Consider the following 15,370-nt stretch of genomic DNA (forward strand, 5'->3'; position numbering starts at 1 on the left):
AAGGAACGCCGGCTGATGAGCGGAGGGAACCAGGCCGACCGTGACGCCAGGACCGTGGAGATCGGCTACGCCCTGGTCAGCGCGGGCTTCCTCGGCGCTCTGGTGTTCGGCGTGATCGCCGGCCCGGCCGCCGTGTGGAGTCTGCCACACCGTGTCTCGACGGCCCTGGTGCTGACCGGGGCCGGGGCCGCCGGACTGCTCGCGGTGGTGCGCGTGGTCCATGTGCTGCGTAGTTACGAACGCGGGCGCCGTGCGGGGGACGGCCCAGGACGTTCGGACGCAGCGGGACGCTGAGGCGCCGGCGGGGGCGCGGTGCAGCGGCACCGCGTACCCGCAGGCGCTACCGCCGGGAATTTGTGCATGTCACAGACGTGCGACCAGAATGCGACTCCGTACCGATCCGACCTGATCCAGACCGATCCGATCCAAACCGATCCGATCCGACCCGTGAGGAATCCGGCTGTGGCCCCCGCACCGTCCCCGCGCCCCGCCCCGGCGCCCGTCACCGTCGTCGGAATCGGAGCCGACGGCTGGGACGGACTTCCCGCCGCGTCACAGCAGGCCCTGCTGAACGCCCAGGTCCTCATCGGCGGCGCCCGCCAACTGGACTTGCTCCCACCGCTGTGCCCGGGTGAGCGGGTCGAGTGGCCCTCACCGCTGCGTCCCGCCGTCCCGGGGATCCTCGCCGCACACGCCGGACGCCGTATCTCCGTACTGGCCAGTGGCGACCCCATGCTCTACGGCATCGGGCGGACGCTGACCGAGGTGCTCGGCGGGGGCGAGGGCGAGATCCGGGTACTGCCGTATCCCTCGTCCGTCTCGTACGCGTGCGCCCGGCTGGGCTGGCCGGTCGAGGACACGGAGGTCGTCACCCTCGTCGGCCGGCCCACCGCCCGGCTGGCCGCCGCGCTGCACGACCGCCGCCGGATCCTGGTGCTCAGCGCGGGAGCCGCCACACCCGCCGAGGTGGCGGCGCACCTGACCGGTCACGGCTTCGGAGCGAGCCGGATGCGGGTGCTCGAACAGCTCGGCGGCGAGCGGGAGAACGTCACCGATGGCACCGCCGCGACTTGGCCGCATCCGCCCGGCGACCCGCTGAACGTGATCGCGGTCGACTGCCGCCGCGCCCCCGGCACCTTGCGGACCGGAGTCGTCCCCGGGCTGCCCGACGAAGCGTACGAACACGACGGCCAGCTCACCAAGCGCCATGTGCGCGCCGCCACCCTGGGCGCGCTCGCCCCCGCCCCCGGCGAACTGCTCTGGGACATCGGGGGCGGCTCCGGGTCCATCGCCATCGAGTGGATGCGCACGCACCCGTCCTGCCGCGCCATCACCGTCGAGCGCGACCCGGTGCGGGCCGAGCGCATCGCCCGCAACGCCGCCCGGCTCGGCGCCCCCGCGCTGCGCGTCGTCACCGGCGCCGCCCCGGACGCACTGGCCGGACTGCCCGCGCCGGACGCGGTGTTCGTCGGGGGAGGACTGACCGCCCCGGGCCTGCTGGACGCGTGCTGGGACGCCCTGCCCGACGGCGGGCGGCTCGTCGCCAACACGGTGACGCTGGAGTCCGAGGCGCTGCTCGCCGACCGCTACCGCAGACACGGCGGCGACCTGGTACGCCTCGCCGTCGCGCATGCCGTGCCCGTCGGAGGCTTCACCGGCTGGCGGCAGGCCATGCCGGTCACCCAGTGGGCCGTTGAGAAGCAGTGGGCCGTCGAGAAGAACCCGTACCCTCCCCATCCTGGAGAAGACAGATGACCGTGTACTTCATCGGCGCCGGGCCCGGCGCCGCGGACCTCATCACGGTGCGCGGCGCCCGTCTGCTCGCGTCCTGCGGTGTCTGCCTCTACGCGGGCAGCCTGGTACCGCGTGAGCTGCTGGCCGAATGCCCGGCGGACGCCAGGCTGACCGACACCGCGCAGCTCAACCTCGATGAGATCACCGCCGAGCTGATACGCGCCGACCAGGAGGGCCAGGATGTGGCCCGCCTGCACTCCGGGGACCCCTCGGTCTTCAGCGCGATGGCCGAGCAGATGCGCCGGCTCGACGCGGCGGGGGTGAACTACGAGGTGGTGCCCGGCGTTCCCGCCTTCGCCGCGGCGGCCGCGGCGCTGAAGCGCGAACTGACGGTCCCCACCGTGGGCCAGACCGTGATCCTCACCCGCGTCGCCCAGCGCGCCACCGCGATGCCGGACGGCGAGGATCTCGCCACACTCGGCCGCAGCGGCGCGCTGATGGTGCTGCACCTGGCAGTGCAGCACACCGAGCGGGTCGTGGCGGAGCTGCTGCCGCACTACGGCGCCGACTGCCCGGCCGCTGTGGTGGCGCTGGCCAGCCGGCCCGGCGAAGTCGTCCTGCGGGGCACCCTCGACACCATCGCGGGACAGGTCGCGGAGGCGGGCATCCTGCGCACGGCGGTCATCATGGCCGGCCGCACGCTCGCCGCCGAACAGTTCGGCGACAGCCACCTCTACTCGCGGGAGCGGGAGCGCCACTCCTGCCAGTGATCCGGTTCGGAGGCCCTGTCAGCACAACTGTGGTGTGCGAGCAGCCCCGCGTGCACACCGGCGCGGTGCCGGAGCGCGGGCCTGAGCGATGCTATGCATGGTCGCGTGGAGTGGTTCTGGGCACCGGAGTACACACTGAGCCGGCTGGTCTTCCAGCGGGCGCTGGCAGTGGTCTACCTGATCGCGTTCGTGGCGGCGGCCCGGCAGTTCCGGGCCCTGACCGGGGAGTACGGCTTACTGCCGGCACCGCGGTTTCTGGCACGGGCGCCCTTCCGGCGCGCGCCGGGCGTCTTCCACCTCCACTACTCGGACCGCTTCTTCGCCGGGTGGGCCTGGCTGGGAGCGCTGCTTGCGGCGGCCGTCGCGGCGGGCGCCGCCGACGCCGTACCCCTGTGGGCCGCGATGGTGTGGTGGGCGGCGCTGTGGGTCATGTACCTGTCGATCGTGAACGTGGGTCAGATCTGGTACGGCTTCGGCTGGGAATCGCTGCTGCTGGAGACCGGCTCCCTGGCCGTCTTCCTGGGCAACGCCCGGACCGCGCCGCCGGTGCTGGTGGTCTGGTTGTTGCGCTGGGTGCTCTTCCGGGTGGAATTCGGCGCGGGTCTGATCAAGATGCGCGGCGACCGCTGCTGGCGCGATCTGACCTGCCTCTGCTACCACCACGAGACGCAGCCGATGCCGGGGCCGCTCAGCTGGTTCTTCCACCGGCTGCCCAGGCCGCTCCACCGGGTCGAGACCGGCGCCAACCACGTGGCCCAACTGCTCGTGCCCGTACTGCTGTTCACCCCGCAACCGGTGGCGACCTGGGCTGCGGTGGTGATCGTGGTCACTCAGCTGTGGCTGGTGCTCTCGGGTAATTTCGCCTGGCTGAACTGGCTGACGATCATCCTGGCGATTTCCGCCGTCGACGCGTCCGTCCTGGGCGCCGGACACCTGGTCACACCGCGGGCCGCGGCGGGGCCGCTGTGGTTCGCGGTGCTGGTGTCGGCGATGACGGTGTTCGTTCTCCTGCGGAGCTACCGGCCGGCTCGCAACCTGGTCTCGCGGCGGCAGCTGATGAACACGTCCTTCGACCCGCTGCACCTGGTCAACGCGTACGGGGCGTTCGGCACCATTACCCGCGTCAGGTACGAAGTGGTGGTCGAGGGCACCGCGGAGACCGAGCTCACCGACGCTGTCCGGTGGCAGGAGTACGGCTTCAAGGGCAAACCGGGTGACGTACGCCGGCTTTCCCGGCAGTTCGCTCCGTACCACCTGCGGCTGGACTGGCTGATGTGGTTCGCGGCCCTCTCCCCGGCCCACGCGGCTCCGTGGTTCGGACCGTTCATGGAGCGGCTGCTGGAGAACGACCGTGACACGCTGCGGCTGCTGCGGCACAACCCTTTCCCGGACGCACCACCGGCGCATATCCGGGCTCGGCTGTTCCGCTACCGGTTCACCACCTGGCGGGAGCTGCGGGAGAGCGGGGCATGGTGGCATCGGGAGCCGGTGGGTCTCTACTTCCCGCCAACACCGCCTGCACCACCAGTCCCACCTGTACCGCGCACCTGAAGGAGCCAGGCGTGCCACTCGGTTGCGATCAAGAGCATGGGGGGCACGGGATCTCTGAGGGGGAATTTCGATTGGACGCGTATGCGTTAGTGCGGCACCCCGGGCGAATGGCGATCGAAACCGTGGCGGCCCCATGGTGAACGGGGTTTTCATCGCAACGGTTTTCGCGATGGTGGCCGCACCCGGTCCGTCATTCATGGTGTTGGTGAATGAGACGCTGCGCCGTGGCCGCGGCGCGGGTCTTGTGACCATTATCGGCAGCAGCACCGGGCTGCTCATGTGGGCGGCGGCCTCCGCCCTCGGCCTTGCCGCGCTGACGCAGACCTCCGAGTTGGTGTTCACCGTCTTCAAGCTGGCGGGCGCCGCCTACCTCTGCTACCTCGCGGTGATGACGGTGCGCAACCGGCGTGACTTCGGCCACCAGCCGGAGGAAGTGCCCGATGAGCACGGCACGGCTGGTCTGTGGCGGTCCTACCGGACAGGGCTGGTGACAAGTGTCGCCAACCCCAAAATGGCCACCGTCTACCTGGCGTTGATCCCGCAGTTCCTGCCCGTCGGCGGTGGATCGCCCGCCGACGTCGTCACGCTGACCGCCGTGCAGATCATGATCAGCGCCGGCTGGTACGTGGTGGTGGTCGCCCTCGTCGGTCTGGCGAGACGGCTGCTGGTCATGCCGAAGGTACGGGTGGGGCTGGCCTGGGTGAGCGGCGCGGTCCTGCTGCTGCTCGGACTGCGCACCGCGGTGATGACGGGCCCCATGGCCTAGCGGAACGGTGAGCGGAACGGCCAGGGGTACGGCCGGAAAAGCGAAGTACTGTCCAGGGAAGAGGGATTGTCTTGACGTCTCCTGAGAAAGTTGAAACTCAGGTGTGCGGGATCATCAGAGCCGCACTAGGCCCGTCAGCCCCGGCCGAGATCGGGCTTGATGACGAGCTGCACGAACTCGGCATCGAATCGTTGACGATTCTTGAAATCGTCGTCCGGGTCGAGCAGGAATGCGGCATCACGATCGGCGACAGCGAGATATTCGAGGCCGCGCTGCGGCGGGTCGGCGATCTCGTGAAGCTGTCCCAGTCGCACGTCGGAAACTCCTAGAAACAAGGATCGGAAACCAATGGTGAATTCGGCAGAAGCCTCGCTGACCGCTGAAGAAATCGTTCCCACGCACTGGTACAACGTGCTGTCCGACCTCAACGGTGTCGAGGACGCGGCGAAGCTGCGCCAGGCAAGGCCGGAGACCCGCAAGGACGGCGGCGCGGTCACCCCGCAGATCCCGCTGTCGATGTACCGGCAGAGCATGGGCCGGGAACGTTTCGTGGAGATCCCGCAGCCGGTGCGCGAGGAATACCTGCGCTGGCGGCCGACCCCGCTCAAGCGGGCCCGCGGGCTTGAGCGGCTCCTCGACACCCCCGCCCGCATCTACTACAAGTACGAGGGCACCAACACCACGGGCAGCCACAAGCTCAACACCGCGCTGGCCCAGGCCTATTACTACAAGCAGGCCGGCATCACCGGCCTGACCACCGGCACCGGGGCCGGCCAGTGGGGCTCGGCCCTCGCCGTCGCCTGCCGCATCTTCGGCCTCAAGTGCACGGTGTACATGGTCCGGGTGAGCTACGAGCAGAAGCCGTACCGCCGGATCATGATGGAGATGAACGGGGCCGAGGTCATTTCCAGCCCCAACAAGAACTCCGAGGCCGGTCGCGCCGCGCTGGCCCGCGACCCGAACACCGACGGCAGCCTGTCCATCGCCAACGCGGAGGCTTTCGAGCACGCCCGCCAGGTGGAACGCTGCAACCTCTCGGTGGGCAGTGGTGAGAACCACGTCCTGCTGCACCAGACCGTGATCGGACAGGAGGCCGTCCGGCAGTTTCAGGCGATCGGCGACTTCCCGGATGTGGTGATCGGCTCGGTCGGCGCGGGCAGTAACTTCTCCGGCATCTCCCTGCCCTTCTTCCACGAGAAGGTGCGCCGGGGCCTGGACACCCGGTTCGTCGCGGTGGAACCGGAGGCCTGCCCGAAGCTGACCAAGGGCCGGTACGCATGGGACTACAACGACTACACCGGCATCACACCGATGACCAAGATGTACACCCTCGGGCACACCTTCGTCTCGCCCGGCATCCACGCCGGCGGCCTGCGCTATCACGGCGCTGCCCCCTTGGTGAGCGCGATGTACCACCAGAAGCTGATCGAGGCGGTGGCCTATCCGCAACGCCCGGTGTTCGAGGCCGGTATCACCTTCGCCCATGAGGAAGGCATCATCCCGGCCCCCGAGTCGGCGCACGCCATCCGGGCCGCGATCGAGGAGGCACTGCTGGCGAAGAAGGAGGGCAGGGAGCGGGTCATCCTGTTCAACCTCAGCGGCCACGGATTGCTCGATCTGTCGGCCTACGAGCAGTTCCTCAGCGGCAACATGACCGACATGGCGGCATCGGACGAGCTGATCGCCGCATCCCTCGGCCGTCTGCCGGCCATGGCCGATCTGGGCGCGGAAGCGCGCTGAGAACGGGCTCTACGGAGGGGGTGACAGGCCGTGCGACACCTGAACGATGAGGTGCTGGACGTGGCGATCGTGGGCACCGGTCCGCGCGGGATCTCGGTGTTCGAGCGGATCGCGGCCAATCTGACGGCCGAGCCGGAGCCGCGGAACATCAGAATCCGGCTGATCGACGCGGTGGAACTGGGGTCGGGCCGGATCTGGCGGACCGACCAGGAGAGATGCTTCCTGATGAACACCGTGGTCGGTGAGATCAGTATGTTCTCCGGGGTCTCCGACGGTGAGCCGTGCCGGCCAGGCGCCGGCCTGTCCTTCCACCAGTGGCTGCAATCGCAGCCGGACCCGGCGCTGTCCGGACTGGGCCACGACGACTATGCCCCGAGGTACGCGTACGGCAGGTATCTGCGGTACGTGTACAGCGCGGTGGTACGCGGCATGTCCGGGGTCGGTGAAGTCGTCGAGACGGTCGGCAGAGTGACCTCGCTACGGGAGAACGGGGCCGGTTACGAACTGCGGGTGTCCACTGCGGACAAGGAGTTCACCGTCCCGGCCGACGCGGTGGTGATCACCACCGGACACGCCCCGGCGGAGCTCTCCGAGCACCAGCCCGAGCTGGCGCGGTTCGCCGGGGATAGGCCAGGACTGCGTTATCTCAGCGGGGATTCGGCCGCTGACCTGGACCTGTCCTCGATCGTGCCGGGCGCCGCTGTCGGTGTTGTGGGCCTCGGCCTCTCCTTCTACGACATCCTGATGTCCTTCACCCTCGGCCGCGGCGGGACGTTCGAGGAGAGCGCCGACGGGGAGCTGTCCTACCTACCCAGCGGCAAGGAGCCCCGGGTGGTCGCGGGCTCGCGCAGCGGGTTGCCGATCCGTTCGCGGGGCCGCAACCAGAAGCAGGTGACCGCCCGCTCGGCACCGAAGTTCCTCACATCGGCCGCCGTCGGCCGACTGCGCGAGCGCAACATGGTGCACCGGGGCAGCCCGGCCCTGGACTTCGAGCATGACGTACTGACCCTGCTGCAGGCGGAGATCAACCATGTGTACTACACCACCCAGGCCAGGACCCAGTACGGGCCGGAGCAGGCCGAGGTCATCGCGGCCGAACTGCACGCGCTCGGGCCGGAGTTGGAGAGCTGGCGCGAGGTGGCGCTGTGCCACGGGCTCAAGGACGTGGAGCCGGTCGACCTGGACCGGCTGTCCAGACCGCTGCACGCCCAGCGTTTCGGGTCGGGGGCAGGTCTCGTCGCCGAGGTGCGGCGCATCCTGCTCGCCGACATCGCGGAGGCCGGCCAGGGCAACATGGACAGCCCGCTCAAGGCCGCCCTCGACGCCATCCGGGACTCCCGGGAAGTGCTGCGGCACGCCGTCGACTTCGGCGGTCTGACCCCCGGGTCCCACCGGACCGACTTCCTCGGCCGGTTCGTCACACGGACCTCGGCGCTGTTCACCGGTCCGCCGCTGGAACGCACCGCGCAGTTCCTGGCGTTGATCGACGCCGGCGTACTCGACGTGGTGGGTCCGAACGTGCTGCACGGATGCGACGCCGAGCAGGACCGGTTCTTCCTGGAGTCCCCGGCCGTCGAGGACTCACGCAGACACTGCGACGTCCTGATCGACTCGCGGATCCCGTCCGCCGGCCTGATCCGCAACACCGATCCGCTGATGCGGCAGCTGGCCGACGAGCGGATGGCCGTCGGGTTCGTACACGACGACGCAGACGACATGTTCGAGACCGGCGCCCTGCACATCACCCCGGCCGAACGCCGGGTGATCACCGCCGATGGCCGACCGCACCGGGCCGTCTACGCACTGGGCATACCGACCGAGGGGGCGTGCTGGTTCACCCAGATCGGCAACGGCCGGCCGGGTGTGCACACCTCGTTCTCCAGGGACGCCGACGTGATCGCACTGAGTGTGCTCCGCCGGGCCAAGTCCAACGCCTTCCAGTGATCGGGGACAACGTGTCCGGGCAAGAAGACGCGTACCGGGAGTTCCGTGCCGCGCGGGACCTCCTGCTGCACCACGCCGATGACCAGGACGCCGCACGCAAGGCGTTCCGGTGGCCGCGGCCACGGCAGTTCAACTGGGCGATCGACTGGTTCGACCGGATCGCCGAAGGCAACGACCGGGTGGCCCTGCGCATCGTCGGGCAGGGGGAGCTGACCTTCCAGGAGCTCTCCCGGCGCTCCGACCGGGCAGCCTCCTGGCTGCTGTCGCAGGGGGTGCGCCGGGGCGAAGTCGTGATGCTGCTGATGGACAACCGGACCGAGCTGTGGGAGCTGATGCTCGCACTGATCAAGATACGGGCCGTCGTCGCGCCGGCCTTCATCACCATCTCGCCCGATGAGCTGCGCACCAGGATCGGCAGAACCGGAGCCCGGCATGTGATCGCCGACCACCGGATCGTGCCGGGACTCCCGGTGGACGGCCTCCGGGCGAAGATCGCCGTGGGTGGGGAGCACGAGGGCTGGACCGGCTTCGCCACCTCGGCCGGACACGGGCACCGCTTCGTACCTGAGGGCCCGACCGAGGCTGACGAACCGCTGTTCTACTACTTCACATCCGGCTCCACCTCACGGCCGAAACTGGTGGTGCACACCCACGTCAGTTACGCGATCGGGCATCTGGCGAGCATGTACTGGAACGGGCTGAAGCCAGGGGATGTGCACCTCAATGTCTCCGCCCCGGCCTGGGCGAAGTACCCATGGAGCTCACTGTTCGCGCCCTGGAACGCCGAAGCCACCGTGGTGTCCATGGACAGCGCCGGCGCGACCCCGGAGCGGCTGCTCGACGTACTGCGCACCGGGACGGTCACCAGCTTCTGCGCACCGCCCAGTATCTGGCGGGCACTGATCCGGACCGGGCTGCCGGACGGCCTGCCCGGGTTGCGGCACGCGGTCAGTGTCGGTGAGCCCCTCATGGGTGACATCGTCGAGCAGGCCCGCTCCCTGGCCGGGGTGACCGTCCGCAACGGGTTCGGGCAGTCCGAGGTCACCGCCATGGCCGGAGTCACCGCCTCCTCACCGGCTGACCCGGTCTCCATGGGCCGCCCACTGCCGGGCTACGAACCGGTGGTGGTCAGGCCCGGCACCGACGAGCCGGCTCGGGAAGGCGAGCTGTGCCTGGACCTGTCCAACAGACCCGTCGGCATGATGAGGGGCTACCTGGACCCGGAAGACAACGCCGGGAGCCATACCCCGGGCGGCCTCTACCGCACGGGTGACCTGGCCCGGTGGGAGGACGGGGACGGGTCCCTGGTCTACCTCGGACGGCGCAAGGACATGTTCGAGGGGCCGGACGGGGCGGCGATCGCTCCCCTCGAACTGGAGCATGTGCTGGTGCTGCACCCCGCCGTGGCCGAACTCTCCGTCGTACCGGTCTCCGAGGGGCAGGCACTGGTACCCAAGGCGTACGTCGTACTCGCGGCCGGGTGGAACGCCAGCCGGGCCACCGCCGAGGTGCTTTTCGCGCACCTGCGGGACCGGCTTCCCGCGGCGAAGCTGGTGCGGTTCCTGGAGTTCGTGGACGACTTGCCGCGCACCGAATCGGGGAAGGTGCGGCGCGAGGCCGTCCGGGTGCTGCGCAGGTCCCGGAACGTCGAGTTCGCCGCCGAACTGCCCGCCGCCCAGGCTTAGAGATTCCGCGGGTAGAGGGCAAGGCGTCTTGGTCGACGGGCTGGCCGTGCGGCCCAGCGTTGGCTGGTCCAGGCTTCGCGGATGAGGCGTCGGATCACGATGATCGCGGTCATCAACGCGAGCAGTGAGTTGACGACGACCGCTCGACGTTCCGTGCAGGACAGGGTGAAGTTGAAGCCCCGGCTGTACCAGGAGTGGGTGCGCTCGACGACCCAGCGGCGCGTGTGGTTGATCGGGATCCCGACGCCCTTGGGCTGGATCCGCCACTCGCAGCCGAGCTCGGTCAGCAGTTTACGGGTGACCGTGGAGTCGTAGCCTGCGTCAAGGTGCACCGTGATCTGCTCAGGCAACGCGAGCTCGAAACGCCCGAGCTTCTACAGCGTCGGACGCAGGAACGGGGAGTCGTGCCGGTTCGCCCCGGTCACGACACAGCCCAGCGGAATCCCGCGTCCGTCGGTCATCCGCGACCACTTGATCCCGAGTTTTCCCCGGTCAATCGGTGATTTCCCTGCGCGCGACCGCCCGCACGCATCGCCGGGCCGATCGCAGGGCTGTGAAAACCGGGGCCAAGGACTCGTCGAAGGCCCGGAGGCAGCCCGGACTACCGGGAGGCCGCCGCAGGGCGCGACTTGTAGAAGGACTCCTCCAGGTAGGCTGTTTCGTGCGGCCGGTAGGGCTCCTCCAGGTAGGCAGCCTCGTCTTCGTCGAGTTCGACGTCCACCGCAGCGACCGCGTCGGCCAGCTGGGCCGGCTTGGTGACCCCGACGATGGGCGAGGTCACCGCCGGGTTGCGCATGACCCAGGCCAGGGCGACCTGGGCCGGGGACAGACCCCGCTTGCCCGCGATCTCGTGGACGCGCTCGGCCACTGCATGGTCCCCGTCGCGGTAGAGGATCTTGCCGCCCTCGTCGGTCTCGGCACGCGCCGTGGCGGTGTCCCGGGCCCGCGTCAGCCTGCCCCGCGCCAGCGGGCTCCACGGGATCACGCCGATGCCCTGGTCGGCGCAGAGCGGGAGCATCTCCCGCTCTGCTTCTCGGTGGATGAGGTTGTAGTGGTCCTGCATCGACACGAACCGGGTCCAGCCGTTCAGGTCAGCCAGGTACAGGGCCTTGGCGAACTGCCAGGCGTACATGGAAGAGGCTCCGATGTAGCGGACCTTCCCGGACTTGACCGCGTCGTGCAGCGCCTCGAGGGATTCCTCGATCGGGGTGTCGTAGTCCCAGCGGTGGATCTGGTACAGGTCGATGTAGTCGGTCCCCAGCCGCTTCAGGGAGGCGTCGAGCTCGGCGAAGATCGCCTTGCGGGACAGCCCGGCGCCGTTCGGGCCGGGGCGCATCCGCATCCAGACCTTGGTGGAGAGAACGACCTCCTCGCGCCGGGTGAAGTCCTTGACCGCCTGGCCGACGATCTCCTCGCTGCTTCCTGCGCTGTACCCATTGGCCGTGTCGAGGAAGTTGACACCGCTCTCAAGGGCCTGCTTGATGATGTCCCGGCTGGCGTCCGCGCCCAGCGACCAGGGCTCGCCGCCCCGGTCCGGCTCGCCGAAGCTCATACAGCCGAGGGTGATGGCGGAGACTTCCAGTCCGGTCGTTCCGAGTTTGATGTATCGCATACTTCGGAACCTAGGAGTTGGAGTGCGCTCCAACGCAAATTCGGAGGCGTGGGGCATGCCGCGCCCCGTCAGGCTCGGCCAGACGTACCAGAGAACCCAGCAGTAGCGAGTAACAGACTGTCAATTCTCGGCCGAGCGCGTGGGGCACTACTCAGCCCTCCCGACGGCAAACCGCCCTCGCGGGTCCGTCGCTACGACCGATCATCACTCGACCGCTACGAGATTCCGTTGGTCCGGGCGGCGGTATCGCGGCGCTCGTGACGGCGCCCCTACCCGCGGGATCTCTTAGGCTGGGTATCGCAGGTGGACCTTGGGCTGTGAATGATCACGGTTCATGGGGCGGGGAGATCCCATGGACGGGCAGTGGGCGCTGCCGGCGCCGTAGTTGTCGAAGGGGGCCGGGGCGGTGGGGACGGCAGGACAGCGTGGAGACTTGGTCCTGTCAGGCGCCTCCGGTTCGGTTCGAGTCCGGCCCAGCGCATCTCCACCCTGGGGCCCGTGACGCACATCACAGGAACCCGGCAGGCCGGTCGGACAGTACTCCACGTGACTCATTCAACCCACGCCCGTCTCCGCGAAGGTGACCCGGCCGCGCTCGCCGAGGCGTTCCGGGAGCACGCGGACGCCGTGTACCGCCATGCCCTGTGGTCCACGGGAAACTGGGCCACGGCCCAGGACGTCGTCTCCCTCACCTACCTGGAGGCGTGGCGCTCGCGCGAGCGGCTGCGCCCGGAGGAGACCGGCAGTCTGCGCCCGTGGCTGCTGGGCATCGCCACCAACGTCCTGCGCAACACGGCCCGTTCGGCCCGGCGGCACCAGAGAGCCCTGGCCCGGATGCCACGCGACGCGGACACCGTCCCGGACTTCGCCGACGAGGTGACCGGGCGGCTGGCGGACGCCGAACAACTGGCGGCGGCCCGGGCGGCGCTGGAGGGGCTGCGGCGCACCGAGCGCGAGGTGTTCACCCTGTGCGTCTGGGGCGGGCTGGACTACGCGTCCGCCGCCGAGGCCCTGGGCATACCCGTCGGCACCGTGCGCTCCCGGCTGTCCCGCGCCCGCGCCAAGTTGCGCGACTCCGTAGGGCACCCGGCCACCCGGCGCGACGACACACAGAGCGCACCCGGCCGGGAACTCCGCGGAGGCAGCGGACAGATACAGCGTGTAGACAGCATTCCGGCTCGAACCACCCAGGAGAACCTCGCATGAACGCCCTGTTCCGGAACCGTTCTGGCGCCGCCACCCCGTCCTCCCGTCCGGCGGACCCAGTCCACGAGGAGGGGAACCGGGAGTGGCGGGAGGCCCGCGACCGCACCGAGCTCGCCGCTCTGCGCGAAATGGTCCCGCCGCCCGCCGCCGCCCGGCTCTCGCCCACCCGTCACTCGGAGCTTGAAGCACACCTGATGAACGAGATCAACGACACGGCCGCCACGTCCGGCGCCGCGAAGTGGCGCTCAGCCGCCGACCGCACCTCGGCCTTCGGCTGGCTGACGCCCGGCCGGTCGATGTCCCTCGGGGCGGCTGCCGCCGTCGTCGCGGCGACCGTGGCGGGGTTCGCCATCACCGGCAGCAGTGGTCAGACGGCCGTCGCCGCGCCCGCCCCGCTCAAGGTGGAGAACTTCCGGGCCACCGTGCCGCTCGCCACCGTCGCGAAGCGGGCTGCCGCCCTGGCCGGCTCCCACGGCACCGCGCACCGCGGGACCCACCGCCGGGAGTGGGCACTGGGCATGTGGGACGACGGCAAGCACAAGCCGGAGCAGATGCCGGTGATCGAGACCCGCGACCGCTGGAACGCCGACGGCAGCGGTGAGGCGCAGGACATCAAGGACGGCCGGGTCGTCCACCGCACGCACCTGCCGGCCGGGTCATGGGAGAAGCTCGCCGGATTCCGGAGCACGCCCCCGACCACCGTCCGCGGCTTCGCCGACTACCTGGCGAAGGACAACCCCGACATCCGCGGCAGCGCGTACTGGACGATGGACTCCGTGGAGGGGCTGCTGCGTGATTGGACGCCCGGCCCCGCCCAGACGGCCGCGATCGACGGCCTGCTCGCCGAGCGGTCCGGCCTGCGGGCCCTCGGTCCGGTCAAGGACCGTGCGGGGCGCCAGGGCCAGGCGTACGGCGCGGACTTCAAGGGAACGGTGCGGTGGACGATCATCCTCGACGAGCACACCGGACGCATCCTGGGCACGGAACTCTCCAGCATCAAGACCGACCCGAAGATGCAGCTGAAGCCCGGTGACGTCGAGCAGTACGACACCTATTTGGACTGAGGCTGCAAGCCTCGTCACAGCCGCCCCCGGTCCCGCACGTCACGCCGCGGACCGGGGGCTTCCGCCGCCGGTCTCCGGACGGCCGGTCCGCCCGCTCCACCGCGCTTTCAGCTCCCGCGCAGAGGTCGCCCGGGCAACTGCCGGCCGTCGTCCACGACGCACCGGGCCTGCTACCCCCCGACGGTGCTGCGGCCCACGACATTGCCCGCGCGGTCGATACAGATGACGTCGACCGCGACGGGCGCGCCCCGCAGCACTGCCAGCGCCTGGTCGCGGGCGGCCACGGCCACCAAGTCGCCCAGCGGAATCCCCGCCGCCCCGCACAACTGCAGGGCGGCCAGCCCGGTATTGGCCCCGGCCACCTCAGCGGCCAGTTCTTCGCCGGCGCCGCCCCGCCGGGCCAGGCCCGCCAGGAAGCCCTTGTCCACCTGAGAACGGGCCGAGTGCAGATCGAGGTGCCCGGCCGCCAGCTTCGAGAGCTTGGCGAAACCGCCGCAGACGGTGAGCCGGTCCACCGGGTGGCGGCGCACGTACTTGAGCACGGCCCCCGCGAAGTCCCCCATGTCGAGCAGCGCGTCCTCGGCGAGCCCGTACTCGGCGACGACCGTCCGCTCCGAGGTGGACCCGGTGCACCCGGCCAGATGCGTACGTCCGGCCGCCCGCGCCACATCGACGCCGCGCCGGATCGAGTCGATCCACGCCGAGCACGAGTAAGGCACCACAATGCCCGTCGTCCCCAGGATGGAGAGGCCGCCCAGGATGCCCAGCCGGGGGTTCCAGGTGGAGCGGGCGATCTCCTCACCGTGGTCGACGGAGACGGTGAGCTCGGCGTCCGCCCCCGCACCGTGGTGCGCGGCGACGCGCGCCATGTGCTCGCGCATCATCTGGCGGGGCACCGGATTGACGGCGGGCTCGCCCACCTCCAGCGGCAGCCCGGGGCGGGTGACGGTGCCGACACCCGGGCCCGCCCTGAACACCACCCCCGAACCCGGCGGCAGCCGCCGGACGGTGACCCGGACCAGTGCGCCATGGGTGACGTCCGGATCGTCCCCCGCGTCCTTCACGACACCCGCTGTCGCACATCCGTCGCCCAACTCCTCGACAGCCAGCGCGAACGACGGCGTCTGACCCTTGGGCAGGGTGACCGTCACCGGGTCAGGGAACTCGCCGCTCAGCAGCGCGGTGTAGGCGGCCGTGGCGGCAGCCGTCGCGCAGGCGCCGGTCGTCCAGCCGGGCCGCAGCCCGGTGTGCTTGAGTTGGGCGCTGCGGCCACCGCCCCCCTCAGCCACGAAAGGCTC

13 protein-coding genes and 1 pseudogene are annotated in these 15,370 nt (G+C 70.1%); 11 read left to right on the forward strand and 3 right to left on the reverse strand.

Annotation, left to right across the window (positions count from 1 at the left end; all coding sequences use genetic code 11):
* Positions 1-15 precede the first annotated feature (15 nt).
* From OG452_RS33695 to OG452_RS33735, 9 genes are all read left to right on the forward strand, one after another.
* Positions 16-294 carry a DUF6332 family protein gene (locus OG452_RS33695; RefSeq protein WP_327299333.1) on the forward strand — a complete coding sequence of 93 codons (279 nt, stop codon included), beginning with the start codon at positions 16-18 and terminating at the stop codon, positions 292-294.
* Positions 295-462: 168 nt separating this feature from the next.
* Positions 463-1,755, forward strand: coding sequence for a precorrin-6y C5,15-methyltransferase (decarboxylating) subunit CbiE (cbiE, locus tag OG452_RS33700; RefSeq protein WP_327299334.1), 1,293 nt, complete (start codon positions 463-465; stop codon positions 1,753-1,755).
* Positions 1,752-2,504 carry a precorrin-4 C(11)-methyltransferase gene (cobM, locus tag OG452_RS33705; RefSeq protein ID WP_327299335.1) on the forward strand — a complete coding sequence of 251 codons (753 nt, stop codon included), beginning with the start codon at positions 1,752-1,754 and terminating at the stop codon, positions 2,502-2,504. Before cbiE ends, cobM begins: the two co-directional genes overlap by 4 nt.
* Positions 2,505-2,609: 105 nt before the next feature.
* Entirely contained in the window at positions 2,610-4,055 is a 1,446-nt protein-coding gene (locus OG452_RS33710; protein WP_327299336.1) for a lipase maturation factor family protein, read from the forward strand.
* 169 nt (positions 4,056-4,224) lie between these two features.
* Positions 4,225-4,821 carry a LysE family translocator gene (locus tag OG452_RS33715; protein ID WP_327299337.1) on the forward strand — a complete coding sequence of 199 codons (597 nt, stop codon included), beginning with the start codon at positions 4,225-4,227 and terminating at the stop codon, positions 4,819-4,821.
* A 101-nt stretch (positions 4,822-4,922) separates the two neighbouring features.
* Positions 4,923-5,150: an acyl carrier protein gene (locus OG452_RS35525; protein WP_405565211.1), complete on the forward strand. Its 228-nt coding sequence runs from the start codon at positions 4,923-4,925 to the stop codon at positions 5,148-5,150.
* Between the two features lie 19 nt (positions 5,151-5,169).
* Positions 5,170-6,561: a TrpB-like pyridoxal phosphate-dependent enzyme gene (locus OG452_RS33725; protein ID WP_327299339.1), complete on the forward strand. Its 1,392-nt coding sequence runs from the start codon at positions 5,170-5,172 to the stop codon at positions 6,559-6,561.
* A 30-nt stretch (positions 6,562-6,591) separates the two neighbouring features.
* Entirely contained in the window at positions 6,592-8,505 is a 1,914-nt protein-coding gene (locus tag OG452_RS33730; protein WP_327299340.1) for an FAD/NAD(P)-binding protein, read from the forward strand.
* Positions 8,506-8,516: 11 nt separating this feature from the next.
* On the forward strand, positions 8,517-10,190 hold the full coding sequence (locus OG452_RS33735) for an AMP-binding protein (protein ID WP_327299341.1): 1,674 nt from the start codon (positions 8,517-8,519) through the stop codon (positions 10,188-10,190).
* Here OG452_RS33735 and OG452_RS33740 read toward each other — a convergent pair.
* Both OG452_RS33740 and OG452_RS33745 read right to left on the reverse strand, forming a co-directional pair.
* Positions 10,187-10,717 (reverse strand): annotated as a pseudogene (locus OG452_RS33740) (transposase); the annotation flags it as partial. The gene OG452_RS33735 and the pseudogene OG452_RS33740 sit on opposite strands and share 4 nt — an antisense overlap.
* Before the next feature lie 74 nt (positions 10,718-10,791).
* Complete coding sequence (locus OG452_RS33745) at positions 10,792-11,802, reverse strand: aldo/keto reductase (protein ID WP_327299342.1); 1,011 nt, start codon at positions 11,800-11,802, stop codon at positions 10,792-10,794.
* A 546-nt stretch (positions 11,803-12,348) separates the two neighbouring features.
* Between OG452_RS33745 and OG452_RS33750 the strand changes: the two genes are divergently transcribed.
* Together OG452_RS33750 and OG452_RS33755 are read left to right on the forward strand one after the other, a co-directional pair.
* Positions 12,349-13,008 carry an RNA polymerase sigma factor gene (locus OG452_RS33750; RefSeq protein ID WP_327299343.1) on the forward strand — a complete coding sequence of 220 codons (660 nt, stop codon included), beginning with the start codon at positions 12,349-12,351 and terminating at the stop codon, positions 13,006-13,008.
* The gene (locus OG452_RS33755; RefSeq protein ID WP_327299344.1) at positions 13,005-14,072 is read left to right on the forward strand and encodes a hypothetical protein; all 1,068 of its coding nucleotides are present in this window, start codon (positions 13,005-13,007) and stop codon (positions 14,070-14,072) included. Before OG452_RS33750 ends, OG452_RS33755 begins: the two co-directional genes overlap by 4 nt.
* 170 nt (positions 14,073-14,242) lie before the next feature.
* Here OG452_RS33755 and OG452_RS33760 read toward each other — a convergent pair whose 3' ends face one another.
* The gene (locus OG452_RS33760) at positions 14,243-15,361 is read right to left on the reverse strand and encodes a cobalt-precorrin-5B (C(1))-methyltransferase (protein WP_327299345.1); all 1,119 of its coding nucleotides are present in this window, start codon (positions 15,359-15,361) and stop codon (positions 14,243-14,245) included.
* Positions 15,362-15,370: the final 9 nt, after the last annotated feature.

The organism is Streptomyces sp. NBC_01197 (genome assembly GCF_036010505.1).
Lineage (GTDB): Bacteria > Actinomycetota > Actinomycetes > Streptomycetales > Streptomycetaceae > Streptomyces.

Bases quoted from the DNA above. Each gene is read 5' to 3' on its own strand.
- OG452_RS33695 (WP_327299333.1), top strand. From the start codon at position 16: ATGAGCGGAGGGAACCAGGCCGACCGTGACGCCAGGACCGTGGAGATC.
- OG452_RS33745 (WP_327299342.1), bottom strand. From the start codon at position 11,802: ATGCGATACATCAAACTCGGAACGACCGGACTGGAAGTCTCCGCCATC.
- OG452_RS33725 (WP_327299339.1), top strand. From the start codon at position 5,170: ATGGTGAATTCGGCAGAAGCCTCGCTGACCGCTGAAGAAATCGTTCCC.
- OG452_RS33715 (WP_327299337.1), top strand. From the start codon at position 4,225: ATGGTGGCCGCACCCGGTCCGTCATTCATGGTGTTGGTGAATGAGACG.
- OG452_RS33755 (WP_327299344.1), top strand. From the start codon at position 13,005: ATGAACGCCCTGTTCCGGAACCGTTCTGGCGCCGCCACCCCGTCCTCC.
- cobM (WP_327299335.1), top strand. From the start codon at position 1,752: ATGACCGTGTACTTCATCGGCGCCGGGCCCGGCGCCGCGGACCTCATC.